This window comes from Arthrobacter sp. RCC_34 (assembly GCF_041360795.1).
Classification (GTDB): Bacteria; Actinomycetota; Actinomycetes; order Actinomycetales; family Micrococcaceae; genus Arthrobacter_E.
This window is the reverse complement of sequence record NZ_JBFUPW010000003.1, coordinates 64,016-88,708: the sequence shown is the minus strand read 5'-3', so window position 1 is coordinate 88,708 and position 24,693 is coordinate 64,016. Positions and strand designations below refer to the sequence as shown.

The following is a 24,693-nucleotide window of genomic DNA, read 5'->3' as shown; positions in this document are numbered from 1 at the left end:
TTGGCGACTCGCAAACACTTATGAAAATGAAATCCATAAGTCTCGTGAACCTTATGGCCTGCAATCTCAGCGCGTCAAGAGGTATGGTGCAAAGTAACGAAAGGCATTTCATGAACATCCCTGCTACGGCACCGATTCCGGCGCTGACACGTAATGGTCTGGCCGTCCTTCGTGCCCTTCGAGGATCCGGACCGTTGACGCTCGGGGAGCTGGCCGAACGCATCGACGTCTCTCGCCCCACCGCGGGGGTAGGTGTGGGAGAGCTCGAGGAGATCGGGTGGGTGCTCAGTGACCGGGCTTCGCAGGGGATGGGGCGGCCGGCCCGACGGCATGCGTTAAACGCCCCCGCGGCAGCGGTCGTGGGCGTTGACCTGGGGCTTCACTCCATCCGGGTGGTGCTTCATGACCTCAACGAGGGACTGCTGGCTGACCACCGGGTGGCCAACCACGAGGGCATCGGGGCCGCCGAACAGCTGGACCTTCTGGTCAGCGTCATCAGTGAGGCTGCCGCCCGGGCGGGAAGCCCCCCGTTGCTGGCCATCGGTGTCGGACTTCCCGGCGTGGTGGACCGCAGTGGGCGCATCGTGATCGGCCCGTCCCATGCAGGCTGGGGTGGTCTCCCTTTGAAAGGCCGATTGGCTGCCGTCTTCGACTGCCCCATCCTGATCGAAAACGACGCGATGGCCGCGGCCAGCGCAGAACACCAATGGGGAGCCGGCCGTGGGGCAGACAGCTTCGTCTACCTGCTCGGAGGCCACCGGACCTCCTCGGCCATCGTCATCAACGGTCGACTCCTCCGCGGAACGAACGGTGCCGCGGGCATGGTGGGGGAGTTGCCGGAACTCCAATGGGAAGGATCGGCCCGGCAGCTCCTGAACGACGGCGGGGCGCAGGGAGACGATCTGCTCTCCGTCTTCGCCAGGGCGCAGGACGGAGATGCAGTAGCCTCGGCCGCGGTTGACTCGTATCTGGATCGGCTCTCGGTCGGCCTGGCCGCCGTGGCGCTGGCCATCGACCCGGAACTCGTGGTGCTGGGTGGAGGCATCTCGCGTGTCGGTGCGCAGATCGGTCCTGCGCTGCAGGACCGGCTGCACGCCCGGGCTCACATCATCGCCCCACGGATTGAAACATCACCGCTCGGGGCAGAGGCCACCGTCCGCGGCGCCGCGCACTTGGCGTTCACCGCAGTCGACGGTGAGCTGGACACTCGCATGCGAGCCATCTGATTCCACCTGCATGCCGCCAACCAGGAGATGGGCTCCTCGTTTCGGGGGCCCTCAGCGCTCCTCGACGAGGCAGACCAGGTGGCCGTCGGCGTCGCGGACCACGGCCATCCGGTCGCCCCACGGCCGGGTCTCCGGCGCGTCGACGACCTCGCCGCCCTGCGCCGCTCACCGCGTGCACAGCGCGTCCAGGCCCGAGACGGTGAACGTGGCGGCGACGGAGAGGTCGCTCGCCTGGCTCTCCCGTTCGTGGAGGAACACCTCGACGCCGTTGCCCGCCGTCAGCATGGCGAAGCCCGGAGAGAGCTGTGCTGGAAGACCGAGGAGGTCGCGGTAGAAGGTCAGGGCCGGTTCCAGGGCGCGGACGGAGATCACCACGCGGGTCAGTGCTGCGGACATGCTGTGCTCCTCTTGCTCGTCGTGCTTTCTGGTGCTCGTTAGACGCTCGTCCACACCCCGGAGGTCCCGCGGCGGTGGCTGTCCACCAGGTGCGTGTCCACGATGCCGATGGCTTCCATGAGCGCGTACATGGTGGTGGGCCCCACGAAGTTGAAGCCCTTCTTCTTCAAGGCCTTGGACAGGGCCTTGGACTCGTCCGATACGGTCGGGACGTCCGCGAACGTGCGCGGCGCCGGGGTCTCGGCAGGTTTGAAGGACCAGACGAAATCCACGAGTCCGCCCTCCTCGCGGAGCGCCACGGTGGCGCGCGCGTTGGCGATGGTGGCCAGGATCTTCGCCCGGTTCCGCACGATGCCGGCGTCCGCCATGAGCCGCTCGACGTCGTCGTCCGTGAAAGCCGCGACCACGTCCGGGGCGAAGTCCGCGAACGCGGCCCGGAACGCAGGCCGCTTCCGCAGGATGGTCGCCCACGACAGACCCGCCTGGAACCCCTCCAGCGAGATCCGCTCGAACAGCCCCTGCTCGTCACGGACGGGCATGCCCCATTCAGTGTCGTAGTACTCGCGCATCATGCCGTCGACGGCGGCCCAGGCCGGGCGGCGCAGACCGTCCTCGCACAGCACGGCGCCGCTCGCCGGGGCGCCCTGGGCTGTGGCCTCGCGGGCCGCGGCGGGATCGAGCGTCTCGGTCATGGCTTCCTCCGGTACGTCAGATCGAATACCATGCGCCCGGCCTCCAGGGCCTTGCGCTCGAAGCTCGTCAGGGTCCGGCCGTCGAAGCGCGGTGCCCAGCCGCCCAGCTCGTCGACGCCTTCGTTCGGGCCGGTGTGGCCCGTGCTCACGGGAGCGCGGCCCTCCCGCACGGGTGCGCCGCCCACCACGGTCTCCACGCCGCTCGCCCACACCTGCGTGAGGGGGCTGTCCGCACCGGCGCGCTCGCCGTCGTGCAGATTCTCGAAATCCGGTGACGCGTTCACGACGTCGCGCGCGTGCACGGCGTAGTTGGACCAGTCGGTGGCGATCCGCCACAGCCCGCCCGGCTCGAGCGCCTGGGCGACCTGCTCGGCAAAGGCGGGCTGAAGGAGGCGCCGCTTGTGGTGCTTCGCCTTGTGCCAGGGGTCCGGGAAGAACACCCACACCTGATGCACCGAGCCGGCCGGCAGCATGGTGGTCAGGACCTCGGGGGCGTTCGCCTGGACGACGCGGACGTTCGTCAGGCCGGCCTGCGCGATCTTCACGAGGGTGTTGGCAAGTCCGGGCGTGTAGACCTCGACGGCCAGGAAGTCCCATTCGGGGTGTTCCGCCGCGGCGTGGGTGACAGCCTCGCCCAGGCCTGAGCCGACTTCCACGACGAGCGGAGCCTTGCGGCCGAAGGCGGCCTCGGCGTCGAAGCGGTACTCGGGGTGCACCGAGGTGTCGGCGACATGGCGCGGCACATCCACCACGAAGCGGTCCGCATACTCGTCCCAGGCTTCCTGACGGCGGCCCTGCAAACGGGTGCCGCGCCGCACGAAGCTCACGGGATTGCGCCGGTACGTCCCGAAGGAGGCCTGGCTGCCTTCGGTGACGGGGTGGTGCGGGGCGCGCGGCTCGGAGGCGGGGGCGCTCTCGGAGACGTTCGCGGGGTCTGGGGATTCCATGCCGTTCATCGCTTTCCAGAGTACCGGGGAGGGGTGACAGGGATTCATCCGGGGTGGACGCGCCTTGGGCGAGGGGCCGGCGTGTGCAACTATTGCACAGTTGAAGGGAGGCCCCATGAGTCAGACGGTTCAGCGAGCCATCGACATCCTGGAATTCTGCAGCGTCCGGCCCCGGACCCTGCTGGAGATCGCGGACATGATCGGCGTGCACCGCACCACGGCGCTGCGCCTCGTGCAGACCCTGGCGGGCGGCGGGCTGATCCGGCGGGACGAGCGTGGCCTCTACGGGGTGGGCTTCCGGCTGGCCGCGCTGGCCGACTCGGCGCTCCGCCAGTTCGATCTGCGCACCATGGTGCACCCGTTCATCGTGGACCTGAGCGAACGCGTCGGGCAGACCGTGCAGTTCGCCGTCCCCGACGGTGACGCTGTGGTCTACGTCGACAAGATCGAACCGGCCGACTCGATCCACCTCGACACCCGCATCGGCGGGCAGGTGGTGGTGCAGACCGCCGGGGTGAGCAAGGCACTGCTGGCCTTCATGGACCCCGAACAGCGGGACCGGATCGTGGACGGGATCACCTTCCGGCCCTTCACCTCCTCCTCGATCACCTCGCGCGAGGAGTTCCTGCGCCGCCTGGACGAGGTGCGGGACACCGGCTGGGCCTACGACGACGGCGAGTATGAGGAGATCTCCAACTGCATCGCCGCCCCGGTCTGGAACCACGCCGGGACCGCGGCCGGCGCCATCTCGATCACCGCCATCAAGTCCCAGATGGACCTGACCCGCCTGCGGGAACTGCTCCCGGAGCTCCTGGAGACCGCCCGCGCCGTGTCCGCGTCGCTCGGCTGGAGCCCGGCGGCGTCCTGAGCGGGCGTCCTCACCGACTCTGCGACAGGGTGGCCGGGTGACGACGACGGCGACGCTCCGCACGGTGGTGGGGGCCCCGCCGTGCGGAGCGTCGCCGTCGTCGTCACTCAGTTCCTCAGGTGGTGGCGTTGTTCAGTAGGGCGGCTCGGTGAGCGCGCCGATCCGGAGCAGGACGTTGCCGAAGCGGCGGGTGTCGCCCGTGATGATCGCCAGGGCCAGGTCCTCGGAGCGGGCGAGCCGGTAGAAGTCCTCGCGGCTCACGAGCTCCGGAGGGACGCCGAGCAGAGTCCGCACCTCGTCCTGCACGGGGCTGGGCAGCGCGTCCTCGGAGGGGCGGATCTGCGTGGCGTGCTCGACCGGGATCACTCCCTGGACCACGTCCAGCACTTCCGGCACCGTGGGCGTCCCCGCGGTCAGGGCCAGGTGGACCGTCGGGGTTCCGGCGGCCACCGCGGTGGAGGCCGCGTAGTTCAGGTCCGCGATCAGCACGGTCGACTTGTGGCCCGCGCCCGCCAGGGCCGCCAGGACGACGGGGTGTTTGAGAGATCCGCGGATCATCGGACGTACTGACCTCCGTTGATGTCGATCACCGTTCCCGTGACGAAGGCGGATCCCTCTCCGGCGAGCCAGAGCACGGCGTCCGCCACGTCGTCGGGGACCCCTGCCCGGCCCGCCGGGATGGTGGCGACCGTCGCGTTCTTCGAGTCCGCCGTCGTGAAGGTGTCATGGAACGGCGTGGCCTCGATGAAGCCGGGCGCCAGGGCGTTCACCGTGATGCCTTCGGGCGCGACCTCCCGGGCGAGCGAGCGGGTGAAGCCGAAGATCGCGGCCTTGGACGTCGCGTAGGCGAGGGCGCCGGGGTGCCCGCCGTTGTGCCCGGCCAGGGAGGCGATGTTGATGATCCGGCCACGGCCCTGGGGCAGCAGCGGCTTGAGGTGGTGGGTGATGAGGAACGTCGTGTCCAGGTTGACGCTGAGGATGCGGTGCCACAGGTCCAGATCGAGTTCCCGGAGCGTGGCGCGCTGCACCAGGCCCCCGGCGTTGTTGACCAGGACGTCCAGCCGGCCGAACTCCCGGCCGACGGCGTCCGCCAGGTTCTTCACCTGGGTCTCGTCGGTGGCGTCGACCTGGAGTGCCAGAGGCTCTGCCCCGGAGAGCGCCCGGAGTTCGTCCAGGAGCGAGTCCTCCGGCGCGTGGCTGCGGTAGGTGAGGGCCACCCGGGCTCCGGCACGGGCCAGGGACAGGGCGATCCCGCGTCCGATGCCGACGCTTCCTCCGGTGACGAGGGCGGTGGTGCCGGCGAGGTGCTGTGTGGTCATGGTTTCCTCCAGATGGTGTTTCACGGGGTGGTCTGCGGGATGCGGGAGTTGCCCTCCGGCCGCCGGTTCGCGTAGGCGTACACGAGCACCGCGGTCAGGGTGAGGCAACCGGCCAGGAAGGTGAGGGCGAGCTGATCGCTCCCGGTGGCCTGCTTGATGAGGCCCACCAGGTACGGGGCGACGAAGCCGCCGACGTTGCCCAGGGAGTTCATGAGGCCCAGGGCCGCGGCCGCCGTCGCGCCGGCGAAAGCTGCGGAGGGGATGGACAGGAAGGGTGCGCCGGCCGAGAAGATCCCGACGGCGGCCACGGACAGCGCGGCCATGGCCCAGGCCGCGTTCACGGGCAGGAGATATGCCGCGCCGAGCAGGCCGACGGCGGCGAGCACCATGCTGAGCGACGCGTGCAGGGCCCGCCGTCCGGTGCGGTCCGCGCGCTTCGCCCACCAGTACACGAAGGGGATGGCGACGGCATACGGGATCATGACCAGGAGGCCGAGCGAGGTGTTGTCCTTGACGCCCAGTCCCTTGACGATGGTCGGGAGCCACAGTCCGAGGCCGTAGATGCCGCAGACCATGCCGAAGTTGAGCAGGCCGTAAGCCCAGGCCCGCGGTTCACGGAGGCCTTGAAGGAACGAATGCTTGCCCGGGAGCGCTTTGGCCGCGTATTCCGCTTCCATGGTGGAGGTGAGCCAGGCCTTCTCGTCCGGAGCGAGCCAGCGTGCCTCGGACGGGCGGTCGGTCAGGAGACGCGGCACGAAGACACCCAGCACCACGGCCGGGACGCCTTCGATGATGAACATCCACTGCCAGCCGGTGAGCCCGAGGAATCCGTCCAGGTTCAGGAGGGCGGCGGACAGCGGGGCACCCAGCGCGTTCGCCACGGGCTGCGCCATGATGAACAGGCCCAGGACGGCCGCGCGCTGAGCCGTGGGGAACCAGAGGGTGAAGTAGAACAGCACGGCGGGGAAGAACCCCGCCTCCGCAGCGCCGAGCAGGAATCGCGCCGTGTAGAAGGACGGTTCGTTCCAGACGAAGGCCATGGCGGTCGCCAGGATGCCCCAGCTGATCAGGATCCTGGCGATCCAGCGCCGAGCCCCGAAGCGGTACATGCCCGCGTTGCTGGGGATCTCCATCAGGACGTAGCCGATGAAGAAGATCCCCGCTCCCAGACCGTAGGCGGCGTCGTTGATGCCGAGGTCGTGGGTGAGTGGTCCTTTGGCGAATCCGACGTTGTTCCGGTCCAGGAAGGCGATCAGATACAGGAGGACGATCAGCGGGACGATGCGCCACCGGACCTTCCTCAGGGTCCTTTCCGGCAGGGATCCAGGATCCGGCCGACGGGTGGCGGAAGCATTCTCCGGCACTGGGATGTTCATGATGACTCCTCGCTTCATTGCGCGGTCTCTGATGAGGCCTACATCACAGTAGCGATATCTGCACTACGTGTGCAAGATGTGCACAGGAGGTTTTTTGGAGAGATTGGTAGTTCCGGCTCGCGCTCGCAGGGCGCGCCCTCCTTGGGCCCCTCGCCGGACCCGTGAAACAGTGGGTTCCCGCCGAAACCGTGTAGTAAACACACTGTTTCGGCGGAAACTCGCTGTTTCGGCAGGGAAGACCACAATGGATACCGTGCACACGCAGACCATGACCCCAGCCCCCAGCCGCACCCGACTCGCGTTCCTGGGGGTCTGTCTGGTGCTGATCGGCCTGAATCTGCGCACCGTGTTCTCGAGTTTCGCGGCGGTCCTCGTGGAGATCCGTGCCGCCGGAGCCATCCCGGAATGGGCCGTCACCGCCCTCACCACCGTTCCCGCCACCCTGCTCGGGGTCTTCGCTCCGCTGGCCCCGGTCCTGGCGCGACGGTTCGGCGCCGAACGGGTGCTGCTCGGGGCGATGGTGGTCCTCACGGGTGGTCTCCTGGTCCGTCCCGCCGACCTCGGAACTCTCGGCCACCTGCCGATGCTGCTGCTCGGAACGGCCCTGTGCGGCGCGGCCATCTCCCTGTGCAACGTCATCCTGCCGACGGTGGTCAAGCGCGACTTCCAGCACCGGCTCGGCCTCATGGGCGGCCTCTACACCACCGCCATCTGCGCGTCGGCCGCCCTCGGCGCGGGATTCACGTACCCGATCTTCGAACTCACCGGCCAATGGACGACGGCGCTGCTCGCCTGGGCGGCACCGGCCGCCGTCGTCGCGCTCCTGTTCGCCCCGCTCGCGCTCAAGGCGCCGCACCACCGCGAGGCCGTCGACCACGACGGCGCGAATGTGTGGCGCTCGCCGGTTGCATGGCAGGTCACGGGGTTCATGGCGCTCCAGGCGATGAGTTCCTTCAGTGTCTTCGCGTGGCTGGCCCCCGTCCTGCGGGACCGGGGGATCGACGGGAGCACCGCCGGGATCATGGTGTCCGTGTCGATCCTGCTGCAGATGCTCGGCTCCCTGGTGGCTCCGGCGCTCGCGGCCCGGTTCTGGGATCAGCGCGGGATCAATGTGGTGCTGGCGCTCATGACGGGTGCGGGGTTCGCGCTCAGCATCCTGGGTCCGATCGAGGGCATCTGGGCGTGGATCTCCCTGCTGGGCCTGGGCCAGGGCGCCCTCACGGCCGTGGCGCTCACGCTGATCATGCTGCGCACCGAGGATCAGCACACCGCGGCGCGGCTGTCGGGCATGATGCAGGGCGTCGGCTACGGCGTGGGGTCGGTCGGGACGCTCATGGTCGCGCAGGTCCACCAGGCGACGGGCGCGTTCACCGTGGCCGGCTGGGTGTTCCTGGGCATCTCGGTGCTGGGCGCGGTCTTCGGTTACCTGGCCGGGCGACGGCGGTTGGTGGAGTAGGGCTGGCCCCTCACGCCGATCGACTGCTCCATAGGAAGTCGTTTTCCCCGCGACACGCCGGGTTTCGAGCCTCGTGTGGAGCAGTCGATAGAAGAAGAGGGCCGGGGAGGCGCCGGGGTCAGAGGTAGGCGACCACGAGCCAGACGAACATCAGGCCCATCGCCACGCAGATGACCCACGCCGTGGCGGCCGCCAGGTACCAGTGCTGCTGCACTTCGAGGCGGAAGCGCTCCACGCTGCCGCGCGGGTGCCGGCGCAGCGAACGTTCCGTGAGGGCCATGACCGGCAGTAGGAGCGCCAGCAGGAGCAGGAAGGTGACGAGCTGGAGCGCGCCCCACAGCGACGCCGGTCCGAGGCTCACGACGCCCAGCGCCCGCAGCACCAGGAGCGAGACCTCCTGCGGTCCGCAGATCGCGAGGATGCCCGCCCCTCCGAACAGCACCACCGTCACACGGGCGATACGCTGCCCGACGCTGAGCGGAACCTTCGGCACCGGCGTCGTGGGTTCGGATCCCCAGGCGGTCACCTGGTCGGGTCGCCGGCCGCGCTGGTGCCAGAACTGACGCAGGGAACCGCGGATCGCGAGCGGCCACAGCACGACCGCGACGACGGCGGCGAGCTCCCACGCGAACACCTGGTTGGCGCTCAGGCCCCAGTCGAGGTGCTCGCCGAGGAATAGGAGCCCGATCCACGACCCGATGAACGCCGGCACCCCGACGACCACCGCCAGCATGAGCCACAGGATCTGCCGGACCGGGGAGGTGCCGGTGCCGGATGCCGACGGGGCGGGAGGCGCGGGGATCATGGCTCCGATCCTACTGACCGCGCACCCCTCCCCTCCGCCTGCCCATCGACTGCTCCACAGGATGTCGTTCTCCCCGCGACACGCCGAGTCTGGGGCATCGTATGGAGCAGTCGATCGAAGGGGGAAGGCCGGGGCTATTCCCAGAGGACCGGGCCGCTGCCGGTGCGGCCCAGTTCGTCGTCGGGGTTCTGGAGGGCGCAGCGTTTCAGGCTGAGGCAGCCGCAGCCGATGCAGGAGTCCAGGTCGTCCCGGAGATGCGTGAGGGCGGCGATCCGGGCGTCGAGCTCTTCGCGCCACAGCCGCGAGAGGCGGGTCCAGTCGCGCTTGGTGGGCGTGCGCTGCTCCGGGAGAGAGTCCAGTGCCGCGCCGATGTCCTTGAGGGCCATCCCCACGCGCTGCGCCGTGCGGATGAACGCGACCCGGCGAAGCGCGTCCCGGGCGTACCGGCGCTGATTGAGGCTGTTCCGCTCGGCGCGCAGCAGGCCTTGCCGTTCGTAGAAGTGGAGCGCGGAGACCGGCACGCCGCTGCGGGCGGACAGTTCCCCGATGCTCAGTTCGTGCTGTTTCCCGCCGTGGATCTGGGGCATGCTGATCCTCCTCGCTCAGGGCTTTGACCTCAACCATAGTTGAGGTCGTAGCGTCGGGACCATGGAATCCCCTCGCACCTCCTCCGCCACCCGGGAGGACCAGCTGCCGCCCGGCGCGCGACCGGAGACGGCGCCGACCCGGACCCCGGGCGTGCTCTCTCCCGCCCACCTCCTCACGACCCTGGGGGCCTGTGCCCTCGTGTTCCTCGCGGCGTTCGAAGCCATGGCCGTCACCACGGTCATGCCGCTCGTCGCCCGCGACCTCGACGGCACCGCCCTCTACGCACTCGCTTTCGCGGGACCGCTCGCAAGCGGCGTGATCGGCATGGTCCTGGCCGGCGCCTGGACCGACCGCCGAGGCCCGGCCCTCCCGCTCTTCGCGTCCACGGCGGTCTTCGCGCTCGGTCTCCTGGTCGCGGGCCTGGCGGGGTCCATGCCGGTCTTCCTGGCCGGTCGGCTCATCCAGGGTCTCGGCGGAGGCGCGATCAACGTGGTGCTCTACGTGCTCGTAGCCCGCGCCTACCCCGCCGCGCTGCACCCCAAGATCTTCGCCGCTTTCTCGGCGGCCTGGGTGGTGCCGTCCATGGTGGGGCCGTTCGGCGCGGGACTCGTGGCGCAGTACATCAGCTGGCACTGGGTCTTCCTCGGCGTGGTGGTCTTGGTGGTGCCGGCGTTGCTTCTGCTGCTGCCCGCGCTGCGGCGACTGGCCGCTCAGCCCGCGCACGACGACGCCGGCCCGGCGCCCGCGGACGCGTCGCCTGACGAGGCGGGGGAGGTCGTCGTCGGCGGGCAGGTGCCGGAAGGAACCCCGGCGGGCGGCGCCGTGCAAGGCTCCCGCCTGTCCACGAGCCGCCTGTCCACCGGCCGGCGCCTCGCGGTGGCCGCTGTGGTGGGCGTGGCCGTGCTGGGGCTGAACCTGTCGGTGGAGACCGGCCCGTGGGCGGTGCCGGTGGCGGTGCTCGCGGCGGTCGTCGCGCTGCTCGCGGTCCGCAGGCTCCTGCCGGCCGGCGTGCTGCTCGGACGGCGCGGCCTGCCGTCGGTCATCCTGGTGAAGTTCCTGATCGCCGCGGCATTCTTCGGGGCCGAAGTCTACGTCCCGTATCTCCTCATGGACCGGCACCATTTCGAACCCGCGACCGCCGGGCTGGCCCTGACGCTCTCCGCGGTGGCGTGGTCCATCGGCTCGGCGATCCAGGGGCGGCTGTCCACGGGGCTCTCGAATGTGGGCGCGGTGCGGTTGGGTGCGGCATCGCTGGCGCTGTCGATCCTGATCGTGCTCACGGCCACCTTCGGCGGCCTGCCGCCTGCGGTCATCATCGTCGGCTGGATCCTGGCGGGCGGCGGCATGGGGCTGATGAGTCCGCGCCTGAGCGTGATGGTGCTGTCGTATTCGACGCCGGGCAACCAGGGGTTCAACGGGTCCGCGGCGAACGTGGCGGACTCCGTGGGCGCAGCGCTCTCCCTGGCCGCGACCGGTCTGGTGTTCCACCTGCTCGGGGCAGGTGGCGCGTTCCTGGGGGTCTTCGCGCTGACCGCGTGCGTGGCGCTGCTGTCCGTGGCGTGCGCGGGGCGGGTCCGGACTCGCTGAGGCCGCCACCCGTCCGTGCGGACGAAGAACCCTGAAGGTCCCGCCGGGTGCACCCGGCGGGCCCTCCCGGTGGTCTGTCAGGAGGCGGTGAAGGCCTGGTCGATGGCGTACGAATCCTCATGCATGCGGTATCCGGTGATCAGACCGTCGGTCACGGTGAAGTGCAGGGCGAACGCGTTGGTGAAAGTTTTTCCCGTGGCTGTGACGGGAAAGGCGTTGCGGCCGATCGCGACGGCGTGCTCGCCGTCGACCACCAGGTGCTCGATGGCGTACTCGGTGGCCGGCCCCAGGGCGCCGAAGGCGGCGAAGAAGCCGTCGAGTTCTTCGCGGCGGTGGCGGGTGCCCGCCCAGGGTGTGCGGGGGCTCCCGTGGACCGTCAGAGTGAATTCCTGTGCGAAGAGTGCCTTGACGGCGTCGAGGTCGCCGGCCGCGAAGCCTGCGAAGAAGGCGTCGACGACGTCGCGTGTGGTCGTGGTGGTGTTCATGACTCCAGCTTTTCAAGGTGGCCGCCCCGGCGACAGTGGCGGAATCGTCACCGTGTGAAAGGATTCCGCCATGCAGAGAATCGTGACCGTGGCCGTCCCCGGGGCGCCCCTGTTCGAGCTGGGGATCCCGTCTCGCATCTTCGGCGCCGCGCGCGACGGCGCCGGAGCGCCGCTGTACGAGGTGGCCGTGGTGTCCGCGGACGGGAAGCGCGAGGTGGTCACCGCCGAGGGTCTCACCCTGACGACCGAACCGCTCGAGGAGAAGCTGCGGTCCGCGAATGTCGTGATCGTCAGCTCGAGCGAGTCCCTCCTGGATCCCGCTGAAAGCGACCGCCTCGCCCGAGGGCTGGCGACGCTTCTGGGGGAGACTGCGACGCCGCGTGGCCGGCGCATCGCGTCGATCTGTTCCGGCGCGTTCCTGCTCGGCTCCCTGGGCCTCCTGGACGGGCGGGCCGCGACCACCCATTGGCGGCACGGTGACCTTCTGGCCCAGCGGCACCCGTCCGTCGTCGTCCAGCCTGAGGCGCTGTTCGTCGATGGGGGTGAGGTGCTCACTTCGGCCGGGGTGGCCGCCGGTCTCGACCTGTGTCTGCATCTGATCCGCACCGATCACGGCACGCGCGTCGCCAACACGGTGGCGCGGGCGTGCATCGCGGCGCCGTTCAGGGAAGGCGGGCAGGCCCAGTACATCGAGACGCCGCTCGGAGGAGACCGGGGGCAGGCGACGGCGGAGCTCGTCGAGTGGTTGCTCGGCCACCTCGACCTTCACCACACCACGGCATCCCTGGCGAGACGTGCCCACCTGAGCGCGCGGACCTTCGAACGGCGATTCGCGGCGGAGCACGGGATGCCGCCCGGACGCTGGCTCATCCAGGCGAGGGTGAACCGGGCCAAGGAGTATCTGGAGAGCACGGAGCTCTCCGTGGAAGCGATCGCCCGGGCGGTCGGCATGGGGACCGGCGCCAATCTCCGGACTCATTTCAAGCGGTGCACGGGGCGGTCGCTGCAGGACTATCGGAAGCTGTTCTCGGCTGGGGCGGCAGGACGGTCTTGACGTTCACCTCGGTACTTCCTGCCTGAACGTCCCGTGAGCCGGGCCGCGGCCACCAGCCCTCCGATCGCCGGGATCGCCAGGAGCACGCGGTCCCGGCGGGAGAGTCCCCCGGCGAGTGCCGCCACCATCACGAGCGCCACCCAGGTCAGCCCGTGGAGCGGACCCACGACTGCCGGGATGAGCCGGTCGCGAAGCGTCAGGAGATTGAGAAGCATCACGCTGAGCGTGCACAGTTCGACGATCCCCATCCAGGGCACAGCCCTCAGGACCGCTCGGGACGGCGTGCGTTCATCCTGCGGGCTCATGCGGAGGCTCCCGGCCGAAGGATCATCAACACGACTACGACGGCCCACAGGACGGCGAACGCGCCCGCCGAGGCCCGCAGCTTGAGGAGCGCAGGCGGTTCCACGGCGCCCTGGAGCGCCTCGCGCTGAAGGGGGACGACGGCGAAGGCGAGGATCAAGGCCGCCAGCACGGTCAGCGCCATGGACGTGATCACCCAGCCGTCGCCGAGGATCCCCATCCTCGCGGCGAGGATGATGCCCAGCGCGGGGACCAATGCCCCCAGCGTGCTGTAGACGCGGGTCAGGCGGTGCAAGGCCGAGAGGAGGACCGGGTTCTGCGCGGCTGATCCGGACGCGTCGCCCGGTCCCTCCGGTTCCGTCCCGCCGGACGTCCGGACGGTGACGTGGCGGGGGAAGATGCTGGCGGCGGCCGTCGGCGGGCCGATGAGCACGATGGCCCCGATGACATGCGCGATGAGAATGACGTTGTTCACTGCCTACCTTTCAGTCAAACTGATACCTTGCAGTCTAACTGAAGGGTAGGTTGCGCTCTGCCGTGAACCGCCGGGTTTTCAGGGCCGTTTCCGGAGCTCCGCCACATCGTGGACGGCCTGGGCCAGGGCCTGCCATTCGGCAGACGCTGCCGGGCCGAACAAGCGCTCGTCGAGCACTGCGAGCTCTGCCCGGATGGCTGCGAGAAGGCGCGCTCCGGCATCAGTCACCGCCAGCGATGCCGGAGCTCCTGGCCGGGGGATCGTGCTCTGGACGAGGTCGTCCGCGATGAGGGCGGCGATCAGCGTGTGCATGCTCTGCGCGGTGATCCCCGAGCGCCGGGCCAGCTCGCTGATGGAGATCCCCGGCTCGGTGTGAATGTGCCCCAGCGCACCGTGCTTGCGAGGGGTCATCCCGTGCTCAGCCAGGATCCTGTCGATGTCCTGCTGGACTCCGCCCGCGAGAATGGTCAGAGCGAGCGACGGCGACGCCGGGGGCTGCCGGCGTGTGCGTCCCTGCTGAGGTGCCGCGGAGGGCTGGTCGGTCACGGGAGTCACCACCTGAGGAGAGAAACGGAGCTGGTCGCCGCACCCCGGTGTTCTCGCCCGATGGGCGGTTCCTGGAATGCGCGCGGTCCGGCCATTCTCTCAGGCCAGCGCCGTGGTGATCGCGATCGGCGCCAGCCCGGTCAGGATCAGCCCGCTGACCATGGCGGTGGGCACGGCCTCCGGCGAGCATGCCTGTTTGATGATCGGCAGAGTGGAGTCGAGGGCTGTCGCACCTGCGCTGCCGATACCGGCGTGGGGGTGGCTGCTCCCCAGCGCGTAGAGAATGACGATCGCCAGCAGCTCGCGCGCGAGGTCGATCATCAGGGCCATGGTGCCGTAGGTCTGGCCCAGTCCGTCCCCCACCAGGACGCTCGACAGCGAGAACCATCCGTAGCCGCTGGTGAGGGCCAGAGACGTGCGCAGTGACTCGCCGGTCACCAGGGAAGCGATCAGCCCGGCCAGCATCGAACCCGCGACGACGAGGACCGGAATCGAGAGATTGCGCCACGTGAACCACTGCGATCCGAGCTTCGTCTCCGCCAGATCGACGCCGACCAGGACGATGAGAACGAGGAGGAAGGTGGAGCTCGTGGGGAGGCTCACGCCGCCGTCGAACAGTGCCTTGTTCGCCAGATGGAACCCGCAGCCCAGTGCCACCATGGCCACCGCCACCACGCACTCTCTGAGGGGGTGCCACAGGTGGGTCCATCGGAAGCCCTGACGGCCCGCGGTCTTCATCAGGGAGCGAGGGCGGGTGGCGAAAATCAGGGCGAACGGGATCAGCGTGGCCAGAACGGCGAAGGACAGGGCGGTTCCCACGACTTTGCCCGCCGATTCCGCTGTCGAGATGACCTCGCCGAATTCCGATCCGATGAGGAACAGCAACAGCCAGACGAGAGGGCCGATGAGCCTGATCAGGAGCGTGTTGGCCCGCTGGGGCAGCAGTTTGCCCAGGCCGTAACCCGCGAGGAGCGACACCATGATGGGCAGGATCGACTGGATGATGGTCATGGAACGCTCTCTGGTGTGCGGGATGTGCCGGGGTGTGCGGGACGTGCGGCGGATGGTGCGGGCCCGCTTCGCCTGGCGCGACCGTAACACTGCGGGCATGGAAAGGTGATGTCGAGAGCAGCGCGGCCCGGCTCGGCAGCCGCGCTGCACGGACTGCCGGAGCCGGCATGCCGCGCCGGTGACCTCAGCCCAACGTGGACCGGGGCACGAGGCCGCCCTCTCCGAAGACGGCGCTGGCGAACCTCTGCCCGATCTCGGCGTAGAGCTCGGCGTCGGGATGCAGCGAATCCGGCAGTGTGAAGCGCTTCGTGTCCTGCGGACCGTAGAGCGACAAGCCTTCGAGGTAGTGGATCTTCTCCCCGGCGGCTGCCCTCACCCCCGCCACGTGGGCCACGTGATGCCGGGACTCCTGCAGGGTCAGCGCTCCCTTGAGGACATCCTCCTTGGCCCCAGCGGTGAAGCACCGCAGCGAGCCGCCCGGGAGGAACTCGACGTCCGACGGGCCGGGGGTGTCCTCGCTGCCGGGCCACAGGATCGACGAGGCCAGCACGATGGGTGTGTCCGGGTGGCCGGCGCGCACCCGGTCGATGAACCCGTGCAGGGCCGGGGCGAACGTGCGCTGGTCGAAGGAACGAGCGCCCACCATGTTGACCCCGACCTTCAGGGAGATCACGTCGGCCGGCGTCGAGGCGATGGCATCCGCGACGAACGGGTCCAGCATGCACTGCCCGCCGAAACCGAGGTTGACGACGTCCAGCCCGGCCGCTTTGGCTGCGATGACCGGCCAGACGCCCGTCGGCGAGGGGGTCTCCACGCAGTGGCTGATCGAGCTTCCGTGGTGGATCCACACCGGGCGGCGGAGAGGTTCTGAGGCGGTGATGGGGGCGTCGCCGTGAATGCCGATCAGGTCGATGATCATCCCCTGTGGGAGCCAGATGACGACCGTCTTCGGCCCGGCCGGGAGCGCATCGAAGACGATGTCCGACGGCTCACCGGCTCCCAGGAGTTGTGCCCGGTCTCCTGCCAGACTGACCTTCAGGACCGCGTTGACAGGAGACTCGACGTGGCCCACTTCGCGTTCCCCGACCTCGGCCACGAACTGGTTGCGGGCGCCCAGGAAATCCTCGACCTGGAAACGCGTGCACCGGACGCGGAGAGTGACCCGGGTGGAGGTCGTTTCGAAAGCGATGCGCACTCCGCTCGCTTGCATGGTGACCGCGCGCAGGTTCTCGCCGTGGGGCGGGAACTTCTGCCAGGCCGCCGTGGGGATCCGCACGGGGCGGACGCCGGAGGAACGGATCGTGTCCAGATGTCCACTCAGAAGGACGCTGCCGCCGTCGAGGTCGACGACTTCGCCGAGGCCGGCGCGAAGGGAGGTGGTGTTCATGGTTTCTTTCCGTGGGTGTTGCTGAGGATGAAATCAGTGGTGCGTTCGATCAGCCGATCCCGTTGAGGAAGCTGCGCCCATCCGTGGTCGGCCCCGGAGACGACCTGCAATTCGGCCCGGGAGCCGAAGACGTCGTCCTCGAGATAGCGGGCGGCGTAGGCGAGGGGGACGAAGTCGGCGTCGCCATGCAGCAGCAGCGCAGGATTCCGGTACGGGGCCGCGCGCCCGTACACGTCGAACGTCAGGGCGTCGTCCCGCATGTCGGGGCCGAGCCGCATGCCGAGGAAGTCGAAGAACCCGTCAGTGTCCAGGGATTCCAGGGATTTCCCCTGAAGCCGGCCTGATCTGATGTCGTCGGTGAAGACCGCGGCGGTGGACCACATGGTCAGCGAACGGATCGGCAGTGGGCTTTCCGCCGCCACGACGGACGCGATCACCGCGCCCAGGCTCATGCCGACCAGATGCACCTCACCGCCCGATGTCCCTTCGAGGTGGGTGACCGTCTCCAGGACCCGGTGCGCCTGGCGGATGTCGCCCGACGCGGTGGTGCGGAAGAAGTCGCCGTCGCTCTCCCCATGTCCCGCGCGGTCATAGGCGACGACGGCGACCCCGGCCTCGGTCAGGGCCCTGGCGAGTGTGACGAACACGCCCGTGGTTTCCACCCGGGAGCCCCCGAACCCGTGAAACAGCACGGCGGTTCCCCGGGGTGCGCGGTCGGCCGGCAGGTAGTGGGAGCCCCGGAGCGTGAGGCCGTCAACCGTCGTGTGAAATGGTCTGAGATCCATCGTGGTGAGCTTTCCTGAGGCGTGAATCAACTAGGGCGCGGCGACGACGTCGGGGCGGGCGGACGCGGACGGCCGACCGGGACCCGGCAGGGTGAAGTGGTTGATGGTGTTGCGGCGGAAGCCGAGCCATCCGATCAGGAAACCGAGGGCGGCGACCGCGGCGACTCCGGCATAGACACCGAAGGGATTCAGTGCGAGCAGAGCAGGGGTGACGACGTTGAGGCCGGCGGTGGCGAACCGCGCCACGGCATAGATCGTTCCCTGGGCGGTGGCCCGGAGCATGGTGGGGAAGGACTCCTGCGTCCACACCTTCATGATCGTTTCGAAGCAGAATGCGCCGGCGAACGTCGACCCGATCACGGAGATGACCAGGGTGGGCAGTGAGAAGCCGAACAGGACCGGCACCAGATTGGAGACGACCACGGTGACGGCTCCGAGGATGAAGTAGGTCATTCTGAACCGGGTGTCGGCGACGGACATGAACCACAGCGCCCCGATGACCGCCGCGGGCATCGCCAGAAGGGTCCAGGTCTGGTATTCGCTGACCGGGAGGTGGGCCACATTCACCGCCACGAACGTTCCGAAGCTGCCCGCAACACTGATGGCCAGGGACGTGAGCGTGTAGTACGCCAGGAGGATGAACAGCGGCTTCCGCAGCGGCGCCTGGCCCAGATCGGCGAGCCGCGCAGTGGTGAAGCGTGTGGTGCGGGCCGCCGGCTCCTCCGAACTCCGGGCGAGCAGCCACGTCCGGGATTCGGGGATCGTCAGGCGCAGTGCGAGGACCAGAAGGCCTGCGCCACCGAAGGCGCCGAAGATGATCCGCCCGCCGTCGGGACCCAGAGCGCCGAACTGAATGCCGAGCACCACCGCCAGGAGGATTCCGAATCCGCCCAGCAGATTGGAGAACACGATGATCTTTCCCCGGTTCCGGTCGGTGGCGGCTTCCGAAATGGTGGCCAGAGCGACCGGCAGATCAGCGCCGACACCCAGGCCGATCAGTGCGACGCCCGGCAGAAGCGTCCCGAAACCGGTGCCGAGGAACGGTGTGGCCGCCCCGATCACGATCAGGGCCATGGTCGTGAGGAAGACGGTCCGGCGCCCGAAACGGTCTCCCAGCCGACCTCCCAGAAGCGAGCCGATGGCGACGCCGGCGGTCAGAACACCGGTGAGCATCCCGATCTGATCCGGCGTGAGTCCTGGCGCGCCGGGCGCCGGCGCCTGGAAGAGGACGAACGCGATGCCGATGCCCGTGGTGGCGGCGGCGTCCACGAAAGTCGCCATTCCACAGACGAAACCGACCCACCAGGGGTTGGGGCTCATCGCCCCGAAGCGGCGCGATCCATCCATGTGATTACTCCTTTGTACTCCAGCATCCGAAGGCTGAATGAGATGCCGTTCGGTCGGACACCTGAATGCTAGATCGATTTAGCACCCGCTGTAAAGAGGTCATGAGACACAAAAGGCGGCATGCCTGATGGAGTCGGTGGAGGTGCGGGAGCGTGGTGTCAGGGACCGGTGCGCGGGCCGGCGATAGAACCCCCGGGAACCACCGGCATGGGGACCCGGATACGGCGGGGAGTGCGGTCCGTGTCGAAGAGGAGGGACGCGGCGCGGCGGCCCATCTCCAAGTGGGGGAGCGCGATGGTGGTGAGCGCGGGTTCGCCGGCCTGCGCCAGTGGGGTGCCGTCGAAACTGACGAGGGACACGTCGTCGGGAATGCGGAGCCCGGCGGCCCGGAGAGCGTGACCTGCTCCGATGGCCACCGCGTCGTTGACGCAGATCAGTGCCCGGGGACGTACACCGCTCGCCAGGAGCCCGGCGACGGCGGCGCGGCCGTTGGCGATGTCCCAGTCATCCTCCACCACCACGCTGCCCGCGAGGGATGTGCCTGCGTTCTTCAGAGCGCGATCGATTCCCTCGCGTCGTTCCGACAGTGCGAGTGGCGCCCAAGGGGGCCAGATCGTGCCTCCCACCTGGCCCGGGGGCATCGAACCGACGAACCAGATGTCCTGGACGTGGCCGGCCTCCAGGAGGAGACGCGCCGCGTCCTCGCCGGCCGAGGCCTCGTCAGGGATCACCGAGATCCCGCCACCGTCGTCTGAGAGGCAGTTCAGCAGGACGACCGGGGTGTCCTTCAGGACCGGCGGAACCGTGACGGACCGGGTGAACATCGAGGCATACAGGACGCCGTCGATGTTGCGGGCCAGAAGGCTGTCCAGCAGCCGCGATTCGAGTTCCTCGCGCCCGTGGGTGTCCACAGTGAAGAGCAGCGAATCACGCTCGCAGAGCTCCTCCAGAGCGCCACGCACCATGGTGCTGGCGAACGATGTGGTGCTGACGAAGTCCGACACGAGTGCCACGGTGCCCGAGCGCCCGGTTCTGAGAGTTTTGGCGGTCAGATTCGGCTTGTATCCCAGTTCCTCCGCCGCCGCGCGGACGCGGGCGAACACCTCGGCGGACAGGCGCTGATCGGTTCGTCCGCTCATGACGAAGGAAGCCGCGGAACGCGAGACGCCGGCCCGTTCGGCCACGTGATTGAGGGTGATCCGGCGGGGGGACGAGGGGGTCTTGGACGAGGGAGTCTTGCCTGACGCCACGGCGGCTCGTCCTCCTCTGCGGTCCTGACCTTCTGCCCGACACGACGTCCATCGGTCACCCGGCGGAACGGCGCGGAGGTCGAACCGGCCGGAAAGGCTCAGGGGTGTCGGCTGTTCCTCGCCACTCTAGTCCACGGCGGTGACGCCATCGGGAGTGGTGAGGGGCTCGGCCGCGTAGGCCCGGTGCAGGAGTTCGGCGAATTCCGTCCCGTCCCCCAGCCGGACACCGTCGATGCCTGAAACCCGCAGCGCGGGGGTCCAGGAGTTCATGACGACGCCGGTGAGTGCGCTGCTGAGGTCGTCGGCGCGAAGAGGACGGACTGTCTGGGGAATGCCTGCGGCCTCCAACTGCCGTCGAAGGATCTGCAGAGTCACGCCGGGAAGCACATCGGCCTCCGGCCACAGCACGGTCTCGCCATCCCAGAACGCGAGGTTCCAGATCGAGGCTTCGCTTAGCCTTCCCTGAGAGTCGACGAATGCGGCGTCATCGAATCCGTCCCGCTGCGCCAGGCTCTTGAAATACGATTTGGCGATCTCCCCGACGTGCTTGAACCGGGCGAGAAAACGCTCATGCTCGAAGGTCTTGAGCCGGATCGGCGTCATGGTGAGATCCGCGGGTTCGCTGATGCGGATGAGGACGTGGAGTTCCGCCGGGCCCGTCCCCGGGAACACGAAAAGGCTGAGCGACGAGTCTCGTCCTTCGTCGTCGATCGCTGCGGCCAGCAGTGCGAGCAGACGGTCGTCGGAGACGTGAGCGCCGAAGAGCTCGTCGCTCGCCTCCCGCAACCGTTTCAGGTGAAGATCCAGGCCACGGACCGCCCCGCCGGACACTTGCATCGCCGTGAAATGCGCATTTCCGGCGAAGACCAGCGAGGCGAGGTCGTCCGCCGTCGCGCGCTTCCCGTCCAGAAACGCCCGGGGTGTGAGCCGCGCCATGAGGTGTCTCCTGTCGTCGTCAGACCTCGGTGAGTCTCAGCCCGCCGGCACCGGGACCGGAGCGATGCGCGGCTTGAGCAGGCAGAATTCGTTGCCCTCCGGGTCGGCGAGGACGTGCCATGCCTCGTCGCCGGTCTGGCCGATGTCCGCGGGCCGCGCGCCGAGGGCCAGGAGCCGTTCAAGCTCGGCCTCCTGCTCCTGGTCCGTCGCATTGAGGTCGATGTGCAGGCGGGACTTGCCCGGTTCGGGCTGATCCCGGTAGCTGAAGAACAGAGTGGGCTGCGAGCCGCCGAAGCCGTCCCGCGCGCCGATCTCCACCGAACCGTCGTCCTCCCGGCCCAGGACCACGAAGTCCAGAACCTTGCACCAGAAGTCGGCGAGGACTTCGGGTTCGCGACAGCCGAAGACGAGTTCACTGATGCGGCAGGCCATGGGGGTGTTCTCCTGTCTGAAATGCGGTGATGTGCTCTCAGCCTAGGCGCGACCGCGGCGATGCGGAACCCACCCGGCCCGGCCAAGCGCACAACTGAGCCGCCGACGTCGGCCGTCCGCTGCCGCCGCGGGTTTCCCCGTCCATGTGGACGGTCCCCGCCGCCACAGTGCGGGGTAATGTCCGGACTGCCGGGGAAAAGCGTGCTGGCTCCCCGGGCCGCCGACGTCGGAAAACCACCCCCGCTGTGCACTCGTGTTCGGTTGACTGGACGGCGTTCCCGGGACGTTGGCACGGGGCTCGGGCAGGCGCTCAAATAGGTGCTGTGCCATCTGCCGCCCCCTCCTCCCACCACGGTGTTTTCAGCCCTCCGTACACCCTGACCAGCCTGGGCCTGCTGGCCCTCGTGGTGTTCAACGCCTTCGAGTCGATGGCCGTCACCACGGTCATGCCCGTGGCCGCCCAGGAACTCGGCGGGCAGCAGCTCTACGCCCTCGCCTTCGCCGGCCCGATGGCCGCCAGCGTGATCGGCATGGTCCTGGCGGGCAGCTGGTCCGACCGCCGCGGGCCGGTCGGCGCCATCTACGCCTCGGTGGCCCTCTTCACGGTCGGCCTCGTGATCGCGGGCACGGCGCCGACCATGGAACTGCTGGTGCTGGGCCGGATCGTCCAGGGGTTCGCGGGAGGCGCCAACGGCGTCGCCCTGACGGTCCTTGTCGGCAAGGCCTATCCCGCCGATCTGCACGCCCGCATGTTCGCCGCCTTCGCCGCGGCCTGGGTGCTGCCCTCGATCCTCGGCCCGTACATCGGCGGCCTGGTGGCCCAGGTGGCGAGCTGGCACTGGGTCTTCCTGGGCGTGCTGATCCTGGTGGTCCCGGCCCTGCTCGGCCTGGTCCCGGCGCTCCGCAGGATCAGCAGCGACCAGCAGCACGCCGCACCGAACCGCGCCGGCCCGTATCCCTGGGGGCGCCTGCTCTGGGCCGTGCTGGCCGCCGCGAGTGTCATGGGACTGAACCTCAGCAGCGAAGTGCCGCTGGTCGGCTGGGTCCTGGCGCTCGCGATGGCCGCGGTCTGCATCCTGGCCATCCGCCCACTCATCCCGCGGGGCACACTCACGGCGCAGCGGGGGCTCCCGAGCGTGGTCCTGACGCGTGCCATCGGCTCCGCCGCGTTCTTCGGCACCGAGGTCTACCTTCCGAAGGTCCTGTTCGAGATCTACCACTTCGAACCGTCTTTCGCGGGCCTGGCCTTGACGTGCAGCGCGGTCTCCTGGGGCATCAGCTCGGGGATCCAGGGCCGGCTCGGCGCCACGCGGCTGCCGCATCACCGCGCGGTGCGGATCGGTTCGGCGATGGTGGCCGCCGTCGTCGTCGGGATCTTCCTGGTCATCCTGTTCCAGGGGCCCGCCTGGGCGCTGATCGCGGTGTGGCTGTTCGGCGGGGCCGGCATGGGACTCATGTTCCCGCGCCTGAGCGTCATGGTGTTGGCGCTGTCGCGACCGGGGGAGCAGGGGTTCAACAGTTCCGCGCTTGCCATGGCCGACTCCCTGGGGAACGCCCTCTGCGTGGCGGTCTCCGGCCTGGTCTTCGCGGCGCTCGTCGGGACCGGGAACGCCTACGCCGGGGTGTTCGCGGTGGCGGCGGCCTGCGGGGTGGCGATGCTGCTGATCGCGCCGCGCACACGGGCACTGGTAGACTAGTACGTCTGGCCTGTGCGATTCAGCACGAGAGCCACGCTGCCTGAGGACTTTCTTCCCTATGACTTCTTTTTCTTCCCTTGGCGTGCCAGCCGGGATCACTTCCGCCCTGGCCACCCTGGACATCACCGAACCCTTCCCCATCCAGGTCAAAACCCTGCCGGACACGCTGGCCGGCCGGGACGTCCTGGGCCGTGGCCAGACCGGCTCCGGTAAGACGCTCGCTTTCGCCATCCCGCTGGTGACCCGCCTCGCCGGCGCCGCGGACGACGACGGCGCTCGCCGTCGCGCGTCCGGCTCCCGCAAGCCGCGCGGCCTGGTGCTGGCCCCCACCCGCGAGCTGGCCACCCAGATCGACCGCACCGTCGCACCCCTCGCGGAGGCCTTGGGCCTGCGCACCACCGTGATCTTCGGTGGCGTGTCCCAGACGCGTCAGGAGAAGGCCCTGGCGGCCGGCGTCGACATCGTCATCGCCTGCCCCGGTCGTCTCGAGGACCTCATGAAGCAGGGCGTCGTGTCCCTGGACCAGGTGAGCATCAGCGTCCTGGACGAGGCCGACCACATGGCCGACCTCGGCTTCCTCCCCGTGGTGCGCCGCATCCTGGATGCGACCCCGGCCGGTGGCCAGCGCCTGCTGTTCTCCGCCACGCTGGACAACGGCGTGGACAAGCTGGTCAACCGCTACATGCAGAAGCCGGTCACGCACTCCGTGGACGCGCCCCAGGCAGCCGTCACCACCATGGAGCACCACGTGTTCCTGGCGAAGGACAAGGACGCCAAGAAGCTCCTCATCAACGACCTGGCCTCCGGCGCGGGCAAGCGCGTGCTCTTCACGCGCACCAAGCACGCCGCCAAGAAGCTGGCCAAGGCGCTGACCGCCAACGGCATCCCCGCCGTCGACCTGCACGGCAACCTGTCCCAGAACGCCCGTGACCGCAACCTGGCGGAGTTCTCCTCCGGCGAGGTGCGTGTCCTGGTGGCCACCGACGTCGCCGCCCGCGGTGTGCACGTGGACGAGGTCGAACTCGTGATCCACGTCGATCCGCCCGCGGAGCACAAGGCGTACCTGCACCGTTCCGGCCGCACCGCCCGTGCCGGGGCCGAGGGCACCGTGGTGACCCTGGTCCTGCCCGAGGAGCGCTCCGAGGTGCAGAAGCTCCTCCGTGCCGCCGGCGTCAAGGCTCCGTTCACGCCCGTGGCTCCCGGCTCCACCGAGATCCTCGACTTCGTGGGCGAGCAGGCCGAGGCCGTGGATCCCGCGTCCCGTGCCGCCGTGATGGCCGCCAAGGCCCCGCAACAGGGTGGCGGCAAGTCCACCGGCGCGAACGCTCAGCGCAAGCGTGCCCGTCGTGGCGGCCAGGGCGGCTCCGCCGCTGCCGGCGCCACCGGCTCGCGCAACGAGCGTCCTGCCCAGGCCCGTCCGGAACACGGCGCGCCCCGCGGCGAACGTGCTCCCCGTGCTGAGCGGGCGCCCCGCGGTGAGCGTCCGGCTCGTGCTGACCGTCCGGCTCGTGGCGAGCGGTCCTCCGCTCAGCGCGCCGGCCAGCGTTCCGCCGCCCCGCGTGGCGGCAGTTCGACCGTGTGGTCTTCGAACACCGGGGGCGCTTCGGGCGGTTCCTTCGGCTCCGGCGGTCAGAAGTCCGGCGCCGGCCGTCCGCCTCGCAAGGGTCCGCGCCGCGCGTCCGCTCCGGCGTCGAACGAGCGCCGAGGCCGCTGAGCCCACCCCAC

The 24,693-nt window shown here is 69.3% G+C and carries 26 protein-coding genes and 1 pseudogene; 7 read left to right on the top strand and 20 right to left on the bottom strand.

Annotated features, from left to right (window positions below; translation table 11 throughout):
- The first annotated feature begins 20 nt into the window (after positions 1–20).
- Positions 21–1,226 (top strand): ROK family protein, encoded by a 1,206-nt coding sequence (locus tag AB6732_RS12085; protein WP_370960202.1) that lies wholly within the window; start codon positions 21–23, stop codon positions 1,224–1,226.
- A 51-nt stretch (positions 1,227–1,277) separates the two neighbouring features.
- Here the strand turns inward: AB6732_RS12085 and AB6732_RS12080 are convergent.
- The 4 genes and pseudogenes from AB6732_RS12080 to trmB all read right to left on the bottom strand — a co-directional run.
- Positions 1,278–1,376 (bottom strand): annotated as a pseudogene (locus tag AB6732_RS12080) (VOC family protein); the annotation flags it as partial.
- A 15-nt stretch (positions 1,377–1,391) separates the two neighbouring features.
- Entirely contained in the window at positions 1,392–1,622 is a 231-nt protein-coding gene (locus tag AB6732_RS12075; protein WP_370960201.1) for a VOC family protein, read from the bottom strand.
- Between the two features lie 38 nt (positions 1,623–1,660).
- On the bottom strand, positions 1,661–2,314 hold the full coding sequence (locus tag AB6732_RS12070; protein ID WP_370960200.1) for a DNA-3-methyladenine glycosylase I: 654 nt from the start codon (positions 2,312–2,314) through the stop codon (positions 1,661–1,663).
- Entirely contained in the window at positions 2,311–3,261 is a 951-nt protein-coding gene (gene trmB, locus AB6732_RS12065; RefSeq protein WP_370960199.1) for a tRNA (guanosine(46)-N7)-methyltransferase TrmB, read from the bottom strand. Before trmB ends, AB6732_RS12070 begins: the two co-directional genes overlap by 4 nt.
- Before the next feature lie 115 nt (positions 3,262–3,376).
- On the opposite strand from trmB, the gene AB6732_RS12060 reads away from it, so the two are divergent.
- Positions 3,377–4,129: an IclR family transcriptional regulator gene (locus tag AB6732_RS12060; protein ID WP_370960198.1), complete on the top strand. Its 753-nt coding sequence runs from the start codon at positions 3,377–3,379 to the stop codon at positions 4,127–4,129.
- Positions 4,130–4,261: 132 nt separating this feature from the next.
- On the opposite strand, the gene AB6732_RS12055 is transcribed toward AB6732_RS12060, so the two are convergent.
- Genes AB6732_RS12055 through AB6732_RS12045 form a run of 3 tightly spaced genes read right to left on the bottom strand, consistent with a single transcriptional unit; the run spans position 4,262 to position 6,824 of the window.
- The gene (locus tag AB6732_RS12055) at positions 4,262–4,687 is read right to left on the bottom strand and encodes an RbsD/FucU domain-containing protein (RefSeq protein WP_370960197.1); all 426 of its coding nucleotides are present in this window, start codon (positions 4,685–4,687) and stop codon (positions 4,262–4,264) included.
- The gene (locus AB6732_RS12050; RefSeq protein ID WP_370960196.1) at positions 4,684–5,448 is read right to left on the bottom strand and encodes an SDR family NAD(P)-dependent oxidoreductase; all 765 of its coding nucleotides are present in this window, start codon (positions 5,446–5,448) and stop codon (positions 4,684–4,686) included. The genes AB6732_RS12055 and AB6732_RS12050 overlap by 4 nt, the downstream gene beginning before the upstream one ends.
- A 20-nt stretch (positions 5,449–5,468) precedes the next feature.
- Positions 5,469–6,824, bottom strand: coding sequence for an MFS transporter (locus tag AB6732_RS12045; RefSeq protein ID WP_370960195.1), 1,356 nt, complete (start codon positions 6,822–6,824; stop codon positions 5,469–5,471).
- Between the two features lie 268 nt (positions 6,825–7,092).
- Here AB6732_RS12045 and AB6732_RS12040 point away from each other — a divergent pair, with 268 nt between their 5' ends.
- A complete protein-coding gene (locus AB6732_RS12040; RefSeq protein WP_370960581.1) occupies positions 7,093–8,280 on the top strand; it encodes an MFS transporter in 1,188 nt (395 codons plus the stop codon).
- A gap of 118 nt (positions 8,281–8,398) precedes the next feature.
- On the opposite strand, the gene AB6732_RS12035 is transcribed toward AB6732_RS12040, so the two are convergent.
- Both AB6732_RS12035 and soxR read right to left on the bottom strand, forming a co-directional pair.
- On the bottom strand, positions 8,399–9,085 hold the full coding sequence (locus AB6732_RS12035; RefSeq protein ID WP_370960194.1) for a hypothetical protein: 687 nt from the start codon (positions 9,083–9,085) through the stop codon (positions 8,399–8,401).
- Between the two features lie 134 nt (positions 9,086–9,219).
- Positions 9,220–9,672, bottom strand: coding sequence for a redox-sensitive transcriptional activator SoxR (gene soxR, locus AB6732_RS12030; protein WP_370960193.1), 453 nt, complete (start codon positions 9,670–9,672; stop codon positions 9,220–9,222).
- A gap of 61 nt (positions 9,673–9,733) precedes the next feature.
- Between soxR and AB6732_RS12025 the strand changes: the two genes are divergently transcribed.
- A complete protein-coding gene (locus AB6732_RS12025; RefSeq protein ID WP_370960192.1) occupies positions 9,734–11,260 on the top strand; it encodes an MFS transporter in 1,527 nt (508 codons plus the stop codon).
- A gap of 77 nt (positions 11,261–11,337) precedes the next feature.
- On the opposite strand, the gene AB6732_RS12020 is transcribed toward AB6732_RS12025, so the two are convergent.
- A complete protein-coding gene (locus AB6732_RS12020; RefSeq protein WP_370960191.1) occupies positions 11,338–11,745 on the bottom strand; it encodes a nuclear transport factor 2 family protein in 408 nt (135 codons plus the stop codon).
- A gap of 70 nt (positions 11,746–11,815) precedes the next feature.
- Here AB6732_RS12020 and AB6732_RS12015 point away from each other — a divergent pair, with 70 nt between their 5' ends.
- A complete protein-coding gene (locus tag AB6732_RS12015; RefSeq protein ID WP_370960190.1) occupies positions 11,816–12,799 on the top strand; it encodes a GlxA family transcriptional regulator in 984 nt (327 codons plus the stop codon).
- Here the strand turns inward: AB6732_RS12015 and AB6732_RS12010 are convergent.
- From AB6732_RS12010 to AB6732_RS11965, 10 genes are all read right to left on the bottom strand, one after another.
- Complete coding sequence (locus tag AB6732_RS12010; RefSeq protein WP_370960189.1) at positions 12,757–13,104, bottom strand: hypothetical protein; 348 nt, start codon at positions 13,102–13,104, stop codon at positions 12,757–12,759. The genes AB6732_RS12015 and AB6732_RS12010 overlap by 43 nt on opposite strands.
- A complete protein-coding gene (locus AB6732_RS12005) occupies positions 13,101–13,577 on the bottom strand; it encodes a hypothetical protein (RefSeq protein ID WP_370960188.1) in 477 nt (158 codons plus the stop codon). The genes AB6732_RS12010 and AB6732_RS12005 overlap by 4 nt, the downstream gene beginning before the upstream one ends.
- Positions 13,578–13,655: 78 nt before the next feature.
- The gene (locus AB6732_RS12000; RefSeq protein ID WP_370960187.1) at positions 13,656–14,123 is read right to left on the bottom strand and encodes a MarR family winged helix-turn-helix transcriptional regulator; all 468 of its coding nucleotides are present in this window, start codon (positions 14,121–14,123) and stop codon (positions 13,656–13,658) included.
- Between the two features lie 99 nt (positions 14,124–14,222).
- The gene (locus tag AB6732_RS11995; protein WP_370960186.1) at positions 14,223–15,134 is read right to left on the bottom strand and encodes a lysine exporter LysO family protein; all 912 of its coding nucleotides are present in this window, start codon (positions 15,132–15,134) and stop codon (positions 14,223–14,225) included.
- A 184-nt stretch (positions 15,135–15,318) separates the two neighbouring features.
- Positions 15,319–16,521: a GDSL-type esterase/lipase family protein gene (locus AB6732_RS11990; protein WP_370960185.1), complete on the bottom strand. Its 1,203-nt coding sequence runs from the start codon at positions 16,519–16,521 to the stop codon at positions 15,319–15,321.
- Positions 16,518–17,306 (bottom strand): alpha/beta hydrolase, encoded by a 789-nt coding sequence (locus tag AB6732_RS11985; protein ID WP_370960184.1) that lies wholly within the window; start codon positions 17,304–17,306, stop codon positions 16,518–16,520. The genes AB6732_RS11990 and AB6732_RS11985 overlap by 4 nt, the downstream gene beginning before the upstream one ends.
- A gap of 30 nt (positions 17,307–17,336) precedes the next feature.
- Entirely contained in the window at positions 17,337–18,653 is a 1,317-nt protein-coding gene (locus tag AB6732_RS11980) for an MFS transporter (protein WP_370960183.1), read from the bottom strand.
- A 158-nt stretch (positions 18,654–18,811) separates the two neighbouring features.
- On the bottom strand, positions 18,812–19,903 hold the full coding sequence (locus tag AB6732_RS11975) for a LacI family DNA-binding transcriptional regulator (protein ID WP_370960182.1): 1,092 nt from the start codon (positions 19,901–19,903) through the stop codon (positions 18,812–18,814).
- A gap of 126 nt (positions 19,904–20,029) precedes the next feature.
- Positions 20,030–20,839, bottom strand: a complete 810-nt coding sequence (locus AB6732_RS11970; RefSeq protein ID WP_370960181.1) for an aminotransferase class IV — start codon at positions 20,837–20,839, stop codon at positions 20,030–20,032.
- Positions 20,840–20,875: 36 nt separating this feature from the next.
- Complete coding sequence (locus AB6732_RS11965) at positions 20,876–21,271, bottom strand: VOC family protein (protein ID WP_208186987.1); 396 nt, start codon at positions 21,269–21,271, stop codon at positions 20,876–20,878.
- Positions 21,272–21,594: 323 nt separating this feature from the next.
- Between AB6732_RS11965 and AB6732_RS11960 the strand changes: the two genes are divergently transcribed.
- Together AB6732_RS11960 and AB6732_RS11955 are read left to right on the top strand one after the other, a co-directional pair.
- Positions 21,595–22,968, top strand: a complete 1,374-nt coding sequence (locus tag AB6732_RS11960; RefSeq protein WP_370960180.1) for an MFS transporter — start codon at positions 21,595–21,597, stop codon at positions 22,966–22,968.
- Positions 22,969–23,026: 58 nt separating this feature from the next.
- Entirely contained in the window at positions 23,027–24,682 is a 1,656-nt protein-coding gene (locus AB6732_RS11955; RefSeq protein ID WP_370960179.1) for a DEAD/DEAH box helicase, read from the top strand.
- The last annotated feature ends 11 nt before the right edge of the window (positions 24,683–24,693 follow it).